General features: G+C 34.0%; 15 protein-coding genes. 13 read left to right on the top strand and 2 right to left on the bottom strand.

What is annotated here, in order from left to right; all coding sequences use genetic code 11:
• Window positions 1-10 precede the first annotated feature (10 nt).
• From ACHZDT_RS09300 to ACHZDT_RS09290, 3 genes are all read left to right on the top strand, one after another.
• On the top strand, window positions 11-313 hold the full coding sequence (locus ACHZDT_RS09300; RefSeq protein ID WP_394774347.1) for a hypothetical protein: 303 nt from the start codon (window positions 11-13) through the stop codon (window positions 311-313).
• A 3-nt stretch (window positions 314-316) separates the two neighbouring features.
• The gene (locus tag ACHZDT_RS09295; RefSeq protein ID WP_394774346.1) at window positions 317-1,867 is read left to right on the top strand and encodes a PepSY-associated TM helix domain-containing protein; all 1,551 of its coding nucleotides are present in this window, start codon (window positions 317-319) and stop codon (window positions 1,865-1,867) included.
• Window positions 1,868-1,930: 63 nt separating this feature from the next.
• The gene (locus tag ACHZDT_RS09290; RefSeq protein WP_394774345.1) at window positions 1,931-3,046 is read left to right on the top strand and encodes a PepSY-associated TM helix domain-containing protein; all 1,116 of its coding nucleotides are present in this window, start codon (window positions 1,931-1,933) and stop codon (window positions 3,044-3,046) included.
• Window positions 3,047-3,228: 182 nt separating this feature from the next.
• Here ACHZDT_RS09290 and ACHZDT_RS09285 read toward each other — a convergent pair whose 3' ends face one another.
• Window positions 3,229-3,576 carry a toxin-antitoxin system YwqK family antitoxin gene (locus tag ACHZDT_RS09285; RefSeq protein WP_213295807.1) on the bottom strand — a complete coding sequence of 116 codons (348 nt, stop codon included), beginning with the start codon at window positions 3,574-3,576 and terminating at the stop codon, window positions 3,229-3,231.
• Window positions 3,577-3,785: 209 nt separating this feature from the next.
• Window positions 3,786-4,781, bottom strand: a complete 996-nt coding sequence (locus ACHZDT_RS09280) for a TlpA family protein disulfide reductase (RefSeq protein ID WP_394774344.1) — start codon at window positions 4,779-4,781, stop codon at window positions 3,786-3,788.
• Between the two features lie 158 nt (window positions 4,782-4,939).
• Here ACHZDT_RS09280 and aspS point away from each other — a divergent pair, with 158 nt between their 5' ends.
• The 10 genes from aspS to nuoH form a co-directional block, all read left to right on the top strand.
• Window positions 4,940-6,691 (top strand): aspartate--tRNA ligase, encoded by a 1,752-nt coding sequence (gene aspS / locus ACHZDT_RS09275; protein ID WP_394774343.1) that lies wholly within the window; start codon window positions 4,940-4,942, stop codon window positions 6,689-6,691.
• Window positions 6,692-7,071: 380 nt separating this feature from the next.
• Entirely contained in the window at window positions 7,072-7,266 is a 195-nt protein-coding gene (locus ACHZDT_RS09270) for a cold-shock protein (RefSeq protein ID WP_007137066.1), read from the top strand.
• Between the two features lie 244 nt (window positions 7,267-7,510).
• On the top strand, window positions 7,511-7,876 hold the full coding sequence (locus ACHZDT_RS09265) for an NADH-quinone oxidoreductase subunit A (protein WP_055097501.1): 366 nt from the start codon (window positions 7,511-7,513) through the stop codon (window positions 7,874-7,876).
• Between the two features lie 143 nt (window positions 7,877-8,019).
• On the top strand, window positions 8,020-8,568 hold the full coding sequence (locus ACHZDT_RS09260) for an NADH-quinone oxidoreductase subunit B (RefSeq protein ID WP_127338250.1): 549 nt from the start codon (window positions 8,020-8,022) through the stop codon (window positions 8,566-8,568).
• Window position 8,569: 1 nt separating this feature from the next.
• Window positions 8,570-9,091 carry an NADH-quinone oxidoreductase subunit C gene (locus tag ACHZDT_RS09255; RefSeq protein ID WP_394774342.1) on the top strand — a complete coding sequence of 174 codons (522 nt, stop codon included), beginning with the start codon at window positions 8,570-8,572 and terminating at the stop codon, window positions 9,089-9,091.
• A 24-nt stretch (window positions 9,092-9,115) separates the two neighbouring features.
• Window positions 9,116-10,354, top strand: a complete 1,239-nt coding sequence (locus ACHZDT_RS09250; RefSeq protein ID WP_394774341.1) for an NADH-quinone oxidoreductase subunit D — start codon at window positions 9,116-9,118, stop codon at window positions 10,352-10,354.
• A 76-nt stretch (window positions 10,355-10,430) separates the two neighbouring features.
• Entirely contained in the window at window positions 10,431-10,961 is a 531-nt protein-coding gene (locus ACHZDT_RS09245) for an NAD(P)H-dependent oxidoreductase subunit E (protein ID WP_074662557.1), read from the top strand.
• Between the two features lies 1 nt (window position 10,962).
• Entirely contained in the window at window positions 10,963-12,333 is a 1,371-nt protein-coding gene (nuoF, locus tag ACHZDT_RS09240; RefSeq protein ID WP_394774340.1) for an NADH-quinone oxidoreductase subunit NuoF, read from the top strand.
• 91 nt (window positions 12,334-12,424) lie between these two features.
• Window positions 12,425-13,456, top strand: coding sequence for a 2Fe-2S iron-sulfur cluster-binding protein (locus ACHZDT_RS09235; protein WP_394774339.1), 1,032 nt, complete (start codon window positions 12,425-12,427; stop codon window positions 13,454-13,456).
• A partial coding sequence (gene nuoH, locus ACHZDT_RS09230) for an NADH-quinone oxidoreductase subunit NuoH (RefSeq protein ID WP_394774338.1) occupies window positions 13,456-14,418 on the top strand: 963 nt, incomplete at its 3' end. The genes ACHZDT_RS09235 and nuoH, both read left to right, overlap by 1 nt.

The following is a 14,418-nucleotide window of genomic DNA, read 5'->3' as shown; positions in this document are numbered from 1 at the left end:
TAACCAAAATATGCGAGCAAATCCTAAATATCTAACCCAATCTCCCTGGCAACGATTTGCCAAAATTACAGCGGCTATAATAGGCGGCTATTTGGTTTCGGTCACTTTTCATTTGGCTTTAGCATCCTGGTTCAATCGTGCTAATATTTTAATGACAATGGCTTTTACCGGATTTATACTTTGGGTAGCACTAATGGTAATTGCTTTTTTAGCAAAAAGCGCATGGAAAATCTGGGGTATTTATATCCTGCTAACTTTAGTTTTTTCTCTTTTTATTTATTTGGGTCAAACCTATAATCCGATAGCAAAGTAACTTATGAATAACCGTAATTATAATATCTATTTTCATACACATACCGTTAGCGGAATCGTTATTAGCGTAGTTCTTTTCGTGATTTTTTTCGCAGGATCTTTTTCTTTCTTCAGAGATGAAATCATCAATTGGGAAAGAAATGAATCATCGGCAATTACCAAAGAAATACAATTAGACTATAATACAACTGTAAATAAACTTGATAAAGAATACGTTTTACACGGAAGAAACATCACGATTTCTAAACCAAGTAATGAAAGAAGAGTTGCCGTTTATCTTGAAGGAACCAAAGACACTTTGGCTCCAGCCAAACAAAAAGAAGGAACGTTTTTTTATCTTGACACAAAAACATTCAAAACTTATACCTATGAACAATCTTATTCGTTAGGGGAATTTTTATACCGTTTACACTTTCTGGCTCAGATTCCTTACCCAGTTGGTTATTATCTTTCAGGTTTTGTTGCGTTATTTTTTTTGTTTGCAATTGTGACCGGAGTTTTATTACATTGGAAAAAAATCGTTTCCAACTTCTATATTTTCCGTCCAAAGGAAAAATTAAAAACGCTGTGGACAGATGCACATACGGCTTTAGGAATGATTGGTTTACCTTTTCAATTTGTTTATGCTGTAACCGGAGCTTTCTTTATGATCAAGCTTTTGATTGTCGCGCCTGCTGTAATGGCTTTGTACAAAGGCGATCAGGATAAACTATACAAAGAATTAGAATATAACGATCCCGTTTATAAATTTGATAATAAAAAATTAGCAACACCATTTAATATTGATCAGTTAGTTGCAAAAGCAAAAAGCAACTGGAAAAATTTCGAAATTACACGCGTTTTAATTCAGAATTATGGCGATGCAAATATGTATGTTGTTGTTGAAGGTGAAATGTTAAGTCATAAAAAATTCACAGGAATTGGAAAAGTAGTTTACCGAATTGCTGATGGAAAAGAGATTGCAAAGAAAAATCCTGTCACACAAAATAATTATCTCGACGTCGTAAAAAATGTTTTGTACAGAATACATTTTGGAGATTATGGTGGATATGCTTTAAAAATTGTGAGTTTTGTTTTAGGAATTATTACATGTTTTGTAATTATTTCGGGCGTGATGATTTGGTTAGTTGCCAGACAAAAAAATAATCTGCCTGAAAAGAAAAGACGTTTCAACGCAACTGTTGTTCGTATCTATTTGGCAATTTGTTTGAGCATGTATCCAATAACGGCGCTTGCATTTATTGCTGCTAAAATATTTTATCCGTTAACTCAGGATAATCTTTTCCTGGTTTATTTTGGTGTATGGTTAATCCTTACAATCTTTTTTATAATTAAGAAAAATGATGCTTTCACGAATAAATTCTGCTTAATTTCAGGAAGTATTTTAGGATTTCTGATCCCAATAACAAACGGAATTGTATCCGGAAATTGGTTTTGGAATTCATTTATGCAAAACCATATTCAGGTTTTCTTTATAGATGTATTCTGGATGGTTTTGGCATCAATTACACTTTATGTCGCTTATCATTTAAAGCCGAAAAAAGCAGTTTCTTAAAAATTGGCATAAATAATTTGTCCCCACGAGATTTAGCGTATACTTTTACGCTTTTATTCAGAAATGGGATTCAAACGAAAAATACGTTTTCTACATAAATGGCTCGGATTAATTTCCGGGCTTATTGTTTTTATAATCAGCATTACAGGCTGTATATTTTGTTTTCATGATGAAATAAAAGACATAACCCGTAAAGAATGGCGATTGGTTGAACCTCAAAATAAACCTTTTATCCTTCCTTCAGTTTTACAGGAAAAGGCAAAAGAAATTCTGCCAAATTATAAACAATCTATGGTTTCCTTTTACGGAAAAAACAGATCTGCAATTGTTTATACTTATTCTGATACAGAAAATCGATATCTCTACTTTAATCCATACACAGGAAAATATTTAAAAACTGAAAATCCTGAAACTGACTTTTTTATTATTGTAGAGTATATTCATTTGTATTTATTATTACCGGATTATATTGGCAAACATATTATTGGCGGAGCAACAATCATTTTTATTTTACTAATGATTTCGGGAATTATTCAATGGTGGCCAAAACGCAAAAGTGATATTAAAAGAAGTTTTTCTGTAAAGTGGTCCGCAAAATGGCGTCGTGTAAACTATGACTGGCACAATACATCGGGATTTTATATTGCTGTTATTGCTATTATTATGGCCATTACAGGTTTGACTTTTACTTATGAATGGGTTGGAGACGGCATTTACAAAAGTTTCAATTTTGGCGGAAGTAAAACCTTAGAAACAAAACCTCCCGTAATTGATATAACTAAATTTACTTCTAATAAAATTATCGCCGTTGATCGTGCTTTTGTTGAAACTATAAAATTACAGCCAAAAGCCGAAATGATTTTTGTAACCTATCCACAGCAAAAAGGCGATCTGATAAATTCCGGGGCTTATCCGCATACATTAAGATACGATCATCAAAGCAATTATTATTTCCATCCAAGCGATGGAAAATTAATTAAAAGTCAAAATTTTGAAAAAAAGAGTTTAGGTTTACAAGTTGTTGAAATGAATTACAGCATTCACACGGGACAAATTTTAAATCTGCCCGGAAAAATAATTGCCTTTATAATTAGTTTGATCGCAGCAGCTTTGCCCGTAACGGGTTTTGTAATTTGGTACGGAAGAAGAAATAAATCCTGTAAAAAAATAAAATCATAAAAATTTTAACCGCAAAGAACAAAAGTTTTTATCTTATTTTATGATATAAACTTTGCGGACTCTACGGTAAATTCGCAATGCAGATTCACAATATTGTATGTTTCTCCACAAACACAATATGTTTTAATCCAAAAAAAAAACCGCTCATAAAAGCGGTTCTCAAATATTATTTTGAAATTGTATTAATTTCTATTTGCCAAAGCATTTTTCTGTAAGTTTTTAACTGAGCTAATTTTGCTGTTTTCATAAGCAACTTCGCAAAGGTTTTTTTCATTGAAGAAAACCCATTTTCCAGTTTTTAATCCGTTTGTGTATTCTCCTACGGCAACTTTATTGCCTTTTTCATCATATGAAACCCAAACGCCATCTAATTTACCATCTTTAAAAAAGCCTTCTTGTTGTACATTACCATTTTCATAATAATAAGTAGCTTTTACTTTGTTTCCAACAGCTTCTAATTCTGGTTTTACCTCTTGTGCAACTAAAATTCCAGAGAACAATATTGCAACTAAAATTACACACTTTTTCATATCTTGTAGGTATTAATGTTATCAAATCTTTATCAAATATAATTAATTGTTTACATTAAAAAAACTTTTAGTTAACAATTTGGTAACATTGAGTAAAAACTTAACATTGGGAATTTATGAAAAATAAAAAAACCAATGCTCAAGCATTGGTTTTACTGGGATTTACTAAAAAAGTAAATCTTCTATATCGTTGTAATTTTTATAATAAATTACTTTAATAATGTATCTAATTGCTTCTCAAGGTCTGGAGACGATGGTCGATCTGCATCAGCGCTTAAAACATTTCCTTTTGGATCAACAATAATAAATCTCGGAATTCCCGTTACACCATAACTTGTAATAAACTCAGATTCCCAATCTTTATCAGCAAATAATTGTATTCCGCCCAGATTTTTATCTGCTACAAATTTTTTCCATTTTTCGTTATCTTTCAGTTTATCAATTGAAATACTAACAAACTCAATGTTTTTTCCGTGATATTTCTCTTCAATTTTTTGCAAATAAGGAATCTCAGCTCTGCAAGGTCCACACCATGTTGCCCAAAGATCTATGTAAACATATTTCCCTTTTAGATCAGAAAGTTTTGTTTTTCCTCCTTTATAATTAACGTAATCAAAATCAGGCGAAGGTTTTCCGTTTAGTTTATTTGCTTTTGATACCCTGTCGTATTCCTGGGACGCATATTGATTGAAACTTTCAAAACTATTTTTTAATGCTGTTTTAAATTCCGGGTCAAAATTCCCTTTTTCGACATTTTCAATATCTGTCTTTTTCTTTGCTGCTAATAAAGTGGCAAACTCTGCCGGTTCTTTGGCGAAAGCCTCTTTTTGAAATTGCTCATCTTTTAAAGCTTGTTGTGCCATAAAATTACTTTCATCAACACCTTTACCTTTATATAGTATAGTCTCGTCAAATTCTTTTGCGTTCATCGTTAAATTGATATCAGAATCCGGCTTTAAATATAAATTCGAAGATTCTGTTCCGTCAGAAAACATATAAAATCCTTTTGGAGCTTCAAAATTAGCAGCAAAAACTTCTTTTTTATTAATTGGAATAACTTGTTTAAAATTATCCTTTCCTTTAATAACTAAAGTATCGCTATTTCTGTTGGTGATTTTAGCCGTAAATTTTATTTGATTTTTGGCTTGACCAATAACATTCAAAGCACTAAAAATCAATAGACTAGTTATAAAAAGTTTTTTCATATTAATTATAGTTTGTTTTAAGTAATTCAAATCTAAAGAAATTACTGCGCTAAAATTTAAGAATTAACAAAATATTTCAAATTTCCATCTATCAACTTTATCACTTTACTATATTATCTTGAATTTTGTGTTTACTTTTGCAGTCTAAAATTTTGATCATGTATAGAAGTCATAATTGTGGCGAATTGAACGCCTCAAATATTAATACGGAAGTTACACTAGCGGGTTGGGTCCAGAAATCACGCGATAAAGGATTTATGAATTGGGTCGATTTACGTGACCGTTATGGAATTACACAACTTATTTTCGACGAAAGTCGTACTGATAAAACGGTTTTTGAACTGGCAAAAACTCTTGGTAGAGAATTTGTAATTCAGGTAAAAGGAACTGTAATTGAACGTGAAGCCAAAAACAAAAATATTCCGACTGGTGAAATCGAAATTTTAGTTACAGAAATGACTGTTTTGAATGCAGCATTAACGCCTCCGTTTACAATTGAAGATGAAACTGATGGTGGAGAAGATATCCGAATGAAATATCGTTATTTAGATATTAGAAGAAATCCTGTAAAGAATAGTTTATTGTTCCGTCATAAAGTAGCGATGGAAGTTCGTAAATATTTATCGGATTTAGATTTTTGCGAAGTTGAAACTCCTTACTTAATCAAATCGACTCCGGAAGGCGCAAGAGATTTCGTTGTACCAAGCCGTATGAACGAAGGACAATTTTATGCATTGCCGCAATCTCCACAAACTTTCAAACAATTATTGATGGTGGGTGGAATGGATAAATATTTCCAAATCGTGAAATGTTTCCGTGACGAGGATTTACGTGCGGACCGTCAGCCTGAGTTTACACAAATCGACTGCGAAATGGCATTTGTAGAACAAGAAGACATTTTGAATGTTTTTGAAGGTTTGACAAGACACTTACTTAAAGAAATTAAAGGTATTGATGTAGATAAATTCCCTAGAATTACCTACGACTATGCTATGAAAACATACGGAAATGACAAACCGGACATTCGTTTTGGGATGGAATTTGGTGAGTTAAACGAATTTGCACAACATAAAGATTTTTCGGTATTTAATGCTGCGGAATTAGTTGTGGGAATTGCTGTTCCAGGAGCAGGAAATTATACCCGTAAAGAAATTGACGGATTAATTGACTGGGTAAAACGTCCGCAAGTTGGAGCATCAGGAATGGTGTATGCAAAATGTAATGACGACGGAACTTTTAAATCATCTGTAGATAAATTCTATGATCAGGATGATTTAACACAATGGGCAAAAATTACAGGAGCAAAACCTGGCGATATGATTTTTGTACTTTCTGGTCCGGCTGATAAAACACGTGGTCAGCTTTCTGCACTTCGTATGGAATTAGCAACTCGTTTAGGATTGCGTAAACCGGAAGAGTTTGCTCCTTTATGGGTTATCGATTTTCCATTATTAGAACTTGATGAAGAAAGTGGCCGTTATCATGCAATGCACCATCCGTTTACATCTCCAAAACCGGAAGACATGCATTTATTAGCAACTGAACCGGGAAAAGTTCGTGCAAATGCTTATGATATGGTTTTGAATGGAAATGAAATTGGCGGAGGTTCAATTCGTATTCACGATAAAGCGACTCAACAGTTAATGTTTAAATATTTAGGCTTTACTGAAGAGGAAGCAAAAGCGCAATTTGGCTTTTTAATGGATGCTTTTCAGTTTGGAGCACCACCACACGGAGGTTTAGCATTTGGTCTTGATAGATTAGTTGCTATTTTAGGAGGTCAGGAAACTATTAGAGATTTCATTGCATTCCCAAAAAACAATTCAGGACGTGATGTAATGATCGATGCACCGGCTAAAATTGATGATGCGCAATTAAAAGAATTACACATTAAAATTGACTCAATATAAATTTCTGAGAATTTGAAAAATGAGACGGCAGCTAAACTTTTTAGCTGCCGTTTTTCTTTTTATGCCTTTTTTTAGTTTAGAAATATATTCGATTAAACGAACAATCTCAGTAAATACAAGTATTCTCTCACATAATCCTAAAATAGCAAATTAACTTGTGCAAAAGTTAAGAAAAATTTGTAAACTATAAGCTACTTTTTTAACTTTTTTTCTTACAATTGATGATTCCTAAATAAAGGAGTTCCATATCAAAATTGATGCAATATAAATAGCGAAAACACTGTGAATCAATAATTTTTACAAAAAATTAACACCTTATTGTCTTTTGTATGAATTTATATATTACATTTGCTTCATTATAAATTATTATTACAATTACAATGCGTACAGGTACAGTAAAATTTTTCAATGAATCTAAAGGTTATGGATTCATTACAGACGAAGAAACAGGAAAAGATATCTTCGTTCACGCTTCAGGAATTAACGCGGAAGAATTACGCGAAGGTGACCGTGTAAGCTACGAAGAAGAAGAAGGAAGAAAAGGGAAAGTTGCTGCTAAAGTAGCAGTAATCTAAGAAAAATATAGCAATTTATTTTTTTTGCCTCTGAATGGTTTAAAAAACGTTTCGATTAATTTCGAGACGTTTTTTTTTGCTCAAATCTTAAAAAAAACTTAAAATTGGATGTTATTATTTATAATCAATAAAAATTACAAATAATGACCCTTTAGTGATAAACTTAAATCCTTTTTTAGCTTGTGATTTACAGAGTTGAAAGTTATCTTTGTGGCTTATTCTTTAAGTAAAAAACCCTAAGTTTATGCAATCTGATCAATATAGTTATCTTCCTATTTTAATGCAGTTTATTCTGGCTGTTGGTTTTGTAGTAGGAACAATCATTATTTCTGGAAAATTAGGCCCAAAAAGAACCTCAGAAGTTAAAGATAAAAACTTTGAGTGCGGTATCGAATCTGTTGGTAATGCCCGTATTCCTTTTTCAGTAAAATATTTCCTGGTTGCCATTTTATTTGTATTGTTTGACGTAGAGGTAATTTTCCTTTATCCTTGGGCAGTAAACTTTAAGGAACTTGGAATTGAAGGAATGTTAAAGATGATCGTATTCATGTCACTCCTTTTAGTAGGCTTCTTTTACATCATCAAGAAAAAAGCATTAGACTGGGAATAAAACGATTTTAGATTTTAAATTGGTGATTTTAGAATTACAATTTAAGATTTGATTTCCTCGAATTAATATACTGATTTAAAAATTGATTTTAACTTTTACGATTTCCCCAAATCTAAAATCTAAAGTCAGAAATCTAAAATAAAATGAGCGATTCAAAAGTAAATATGGTAGCCCCTCCTGAAGGTGTTGTTGGTGAAGGTTTTTTTGCCACAAAACTAAATGATGTTGTAGGTATGGCACGTGCGAATTCTCTTTGGCCTTTACCGTTTGCAACTTCTTGTTGCGGAATCGAGTTTATGGCTACAATGGCTTCACATTATGATTTAGCACGATTTGGTTCTGAGCGTGTGAGTTTTTCTCCTCGTCAGGCAGATATGTTAATGGTAATGGGAACTATTTCTAAAAAAATGGCTCCTATTTTAAGACAAGTCTACGAACAAATGGCTGAACCTCGCTGGGTTATTGCAGTTGGAGCTTGTGCTTCATCAGGCGGAATCTTCGATACTTATTCAGTTTTACAAGGAATTGACAAAGTAATTCCAGTCGACGTTTATGTCCCGGGATGTCCACCAAGACCAGAACAAATAGTAGATGGAGTAATGAAACTTCAAGAATTGGTAAGATCTGAATCTGTGAGACGCAGAAGTTCACCAGAGTACCAAGAATTACTAGCTTCATATAACATTTCATAAGATGGCTTTAGAAAATACCCTGATTCAGGATAAACTTACAGAAACATTTGATGCAAGTGTTTTTAACTTTCAACAAGAAAGAGATATTTTTTCACTGGAAACTACCGCTGATAAAATTACAGCCTTAATTCTTTTTTTGAAAAACGATTCTGACTTACGTTTTCACTTCTTAACCGATTTATGCGGTATTCATTATCCGGACAACGAAACAGATCGTCAGTTTGCAATAGTGTATCACCTGCATAACTGGTACGAAAACAAACGTATTAGAATCAAAGTATATATTAACGGTGAAAAACCGGAGATAAAAACCATTTCAAACATTTTCTTAAGTTCAAACTGGATGGAAAGAGAAACATACGATTTCTTCGGGATTAACTTTATTGGGCATCCACAATTGAAACGTATTTTGAATATGGATGAAATGATATCATTCCCGATGCGAAAAGAATTCCCAATGGAAGATAGCGGAAGAACGGATAAAGATGACAGATTCTTTGGAAGAACAACAACAAATTGCTAAAAAATAAATAATTCAACATTATAAATGTCAGAACTATTATTACCACCAGAGCATCGTTATGCTAAAATAGTAAAGGAAAAACTAAACGAAGACGGAAGCGAGCTTTCAGTATTGAATTTAGGTCCAACACACCCTGCCACTCACGGTATTTTTCAAAATATCCTGTTGATGGACGGAGAAAGAATTCTTGAAGCTGAACCAACCATTGGTTACATTCACAGAGCTTTCGAAAAAATTGCCGAAAATCGTCCTTTTTACCAGATTACTCCTCTTACAGACCGTATGAACTATTGCTCCTCTCCTATTAATAATATGGGATGGTGGATGACTTTAGAGAAATTACTAAATATCGAAGTACCTAAACGTGCTCAATATTTAAGAGTTATTGTAATGGAATTGGCACGTATTACAGATCACTTAATTTGTAATTCGATTCTAGGTGTTGATACTGGTGCTTATACCGGTTTCTTATACGTTTTTCAATTTAGAGAAAAAGTTTACGAGATCTACGAAGAAATTTGTGGTGCTCGTTTAACAACAAATATGGGAAGAATTGGTGGTTTCGAAAGAGATTGGTCACCAGAAGCTTTCCGCAAACTAGATGTGTTTTTAAAAGATTTTCCTATCGCTTGGCAAGAATTTGAAAACTTATTCGAAAGAAACAGAATTTTCCTTGACAGAACTGTAGACGTAGGTGCAATCTCAGCTGAACAAGCAATGGCTTACGGATTTACAGGTCCAAATTTACGTGCTGCGGGAGTTGATTATGACGTTCGTGTTGCACATCCTTACTCTTCTTATCAAGATTTTGACTTTATTGTTCCTGTTGGAAAATCAGGTGATACTTACGATCGTTTTTGTGTTCGTAATGCAGAAGTTCGCGAAAGTTTGAGTATCATACGTCAGGCTTTAGATAAAATGCCAGCCGGAAATGAATATCACGCAGAAGTTCCTGATTATTACCTTCCTCCAAAAGAAGATGTTTACACTTCAATGGAATCTTTAATTTATCATTTTAAAATTGTAATGGGAGAAGTTCCAGTACCAGTTGCAGAAATCTACCATCCTGTTGAAGGTGGAAATGGAGAACTAGGATTTTATTTAGTTACAGACGGAAGCAGAACTCCATACAGATTACATTTTAGAAGACCTTGTTTTATTTATTACCAAGCATATCCTGAAATGATCAAAGGCGCTTTACTATCAGATGCAATTGTTATTCTATCAAGTTTAAATGTTATTGCAGGAGAATTAGACGCATAAAAATTGTAGCGTTTAGATTTTAGAATTCAGATTAAAAATTTGTGACTTTGCGCCTTAGCGGCAAAAAAAGAATAAAATGGAAAGAAAACATTACAAACAAGAAATAAACATGACTGAAGCATTGATGACCCGCATCAATGAATTAATTAGTCATTATCCTGAAGACAAAAGAAAATCGGCTTTGTTGCCTGTTTTGCATGAAGTGCAGGATGCGCATGATAACTGGTTAAGTACAGAGTTGCAGGATAAAGTTGCTGAAATTTTGCATATAAAACCAATTGAGGTTTATGAAGTGGTTACTTTTTATACCATGTACAACCAAAAACCAATTGGAAAATACATGTTCGAATTCTGCCAGACTTCTTGTTGTTGTTTAAATGGTGCCGAAAATTTAATGGATTATACTTCTGAAAAATTAGGCATTAAAATGGGCGAAACAACTCCAGACGGAATGTTTACCATTGCCGGTGTAGAATGTTTAGGCGCTTGCGGATACGCTCCGATGTTGCAATTAGGCGATTTCTACAAAGAAAAATTGACAGAGGAAAAAATCGATCAGTTAATCGCTGATTGCAGAGATGATAAAATAATATTACACGATAAATAAGATGTCACAAAAAATATTATTAGATAAAATCAATATTCCGGGTATTAAAACTTATGAAGTATATCGCCAAAATGGTGGTTATGCTTCTGTAGAAAAAGCTTTAAAAACACTTACGCCAGACGAAGTTGTTGAAGAAGTAAAAAAATCAGGTCTTCGTGGTCGTGGTGGTGCTGGTTTCCCTGCTGGAATGAAATGGAGTTTTATTGACAAAAAATCAGGAAAACCGAGACATTTAGTTTGCAACGCCGATGAGTCTGAACCGGGAACTTTCAAAGATCGTTATTTGATGGAATTCCTTCCTCACTTATTGATTGAAGGAATGATTACTTCAAGTTTTGCTTTAGGCGCTAACTTATCTTATATCTACATTCGTGGAGAATATATGTGGGTTTTCAAAATACTAGAAAGAGCAATCGCCGAAGCTAAAGCAGCCGGTTGGTTAGGAAAAAACATATTAGGAACAGGTTACGATTTAGAACTATACGTTCACTGTGGAGCTGGTGCTTATATTTGCGGAGAAGAAACTGCACTTATTGAGTCATTAGAAGGTAAAAGAGGAAATCCTCGTATCAAACCACCATTTCCTGCGGTTTCAGGATTATGGGCAAACCCTACAGTAGTAAATAATGTTGAAACTATTGCAACTGTGCCTTGGATTATCAACAATTCTGGTGATGATTATGCTAAAATCGGAATCGGTCGTTCAACAGGAACTAAATTGATCTCAGCTTCGGGACACATCAAAAATCCGGGAGTTTACGAAATTGAATTAGGTTTAAGTGTTGATGAATTCATGAATTCTGATGAATACTTAGGCGGAATGTCTTCGAGCAGACCTTTGAAAGCATTTGTCCCCGGAGGATCGTCAGTGCCAATTTTGCCAGCTGAATTAATTTTTAAAACTGCAAATGGTGAAGACAGATTAATGTCTTACGAATCTCTAAGTGATGGTGGTTTTGCTACCGGATCGATGTTAGGTTCCGGAGGATTTATCGTTTACAATGATACTGCTTGTGTAGTAAGAAACACTTGGAATTTTTCTCGTTTCTATCACCATGAATCTTGCGGACAATGTACACCTTGTCGTGAAGGAACCGGATGGTTGGAAAAAATATTGTGGAGAATCGAAAACGGTCAAGGCCGTGAAGAAGATATCGAATTATTGTGGAGCATTCAAAGTAAAATCGAGGGTAATACGATTTGCCCGCTTGGAGATGCAGCAGCATGGCCAGTAGCAGCAGCAATTCGTCACTTTAGAGATGAGTTTGAATATCACGTTCGTTTCCCTGAAAAAATAAAAAATAGAGATCACTTTGTTACTGAACCTTTCTCGCAAGTGAAACATTTAGTAGGCGGTAAAGTAATCGTATAAAGTTAAAAATAGTTTCAAGTTTCAATTTTTTTTAGTTTCAAGTCCAACACCTGAAACTTTAAACGTGAAACTAAAAAAACAAGACAAAGAAATGAAAGTAACCATAGACGGTCAAAGTATAGACGTAGAGCCAGGAACAACTATCCTGCAAGCTGCACGTATGATTGGTGGAGATTTAGTTCCGCCAGCCATGTGCTATTACTCAAAATTAAAAGGCAGCGGCGGTAAATGTCGTTGTTGTTTAGTTGAAGTTGCAAAGGGAAGTGAAGCTGACCCAAGACCAATGCCAAAATTAATGGCATCTTGTGTAACAGGTTGTATGGACGGAATGGAAGTGAACAGTAAATCATCGGATCGTGTAACCGAAGCCCGTAAATCTGTTACTGAATTTTTATTGATCAATCACCCATTAGACTGTCCGGTTTGTGATCAGGCTGGTGAATGTGATCTTCAAAACTTGAGTTTTGAGCACGGAAATCCGAAATCACGTTTTATTGAAGAAAAAAGAACATTTGAACCAGAAGATATTGGTCCACATATTCAACTACATATGAACCGTTGTATTTTATGCCAAAGATGTGTGCAAGTTGCAGATCAATTGACAGACAACAGGGTTCACGGAGTATTAGATCGTGGCGATCACGCTAATATTTCAACCGGTATCTCAAAAGCTATCGACAATGAGTTCTCAGGAAATATGATCGACGTTTGTCCTGTTGGGGCATTGACTGATAAAACTTTCCGTTTTAAATCAAGAGTTTGGTTCAACAAACCTTACAATGCGCACAGAGAATGTACAACTCCTGGATGTTGTGGTAAAACAACAGTTTGGATGTTTGGAGGAGAAATCCAACGTGTAACTGGCCGCAAAGATGAATATCATGAAGTGGAAGAATTCATTTGTAACAGTTGTCGTTTTGATCATAAAAATGTGAATGACTGGGTTATTGAAGGGCCAAGAGAATTTGAAAAAGATTCTGTTATCAATCAAAACAATTACACTCAAAAATTAGAGAAAGTAATAATTGATACAGAAAAAACAATACTACAAGGTAGAGATATCGACCGTAAAAAAATTAGTATGGCTGAGATTCCATTAAACACTAACAACAAAAATTCTTAATGATGGTAGATGGTGCGTTTATTATAGAAAAGAGTGTTGTAATTGTTGTGGTTTTTGCCGTAACAATGATTATGGCAATGTATTCTACCTGGGCTGAACGTAAAGTTGCGGCTTTTCTTCAGGATCGTGTAGGACCTAACCGTGCAGGATGGGGAGGTTTATTGCAACCTCTTGCTGATGGTATGAAATTATTTTCTAAAGAAGAATTTTTTCCAAATACTCCTAACAAATTTTTATTTGTTGTAGGACCGGCAATTGCCATGAGTACTGCTTTAATGACTAGTGCAGTTATTCCGTGGGGAGATAAGCTTCATGTTTTTGGCAGAGATGTAATACTTCAGGCAACTGATATTAATATTGCTTTACTGTACATTTTTGGAGTTCTTTCAGTTGGAGTTTATGGTATCATGATTGGTGGATGGGCTTCTAACAATAAATTCTCATTGATGGGAGCTGTTCGTGCAGCTTCGCAAATGGTTTCTTATGAAGTTGCAATGGGATTATCAATGATTGCATTATTGATGATGACCGGAACAATGAGTTTAAAAGAAATTTCATTACAGCAACAAGGAATGAACTGGAATGTATTTTATCAGCCCTTATCATTCTTAATTTTCCTGATTTGTTCATTTGCGGAAACAAACAGAACTCCTTTTGATTTGGCCGAATGTGAATCTGAGTTAATTGGAGGTTATCATACTGAATATTCATCCATGAAAATGGGATTTTATTTATTTGCTGAATATGCGAATATGTTCATTTCATCAACAATTTTAGCAGTTCTATTCTTTGGCGGATATAATTATCCTGGAATGAGTTGGGCAGTTGAAAACTGGGGTGTTAATATTGCAAATGTTATAGGAATAGCCGTTTTATTTGTAAAAATTTGTGGATTTATATTTTTCTACATGTGGGTGCGTTGGACGATTCCAAGATTTAGATACGACCAATTGATGCATTTG

The sequence above is a fragment of the Flavobacterium sp. genome (assembly GCF_043722275.1).
Lineage (GTDB): Bacteria > Bacteroidota > Bacteroidia > Flavobacteriales > Flavobacteriaceae > Flavobacterium.
This window is presented reverse-complemented; position numbering and strand designations above follow the sequence as displayed.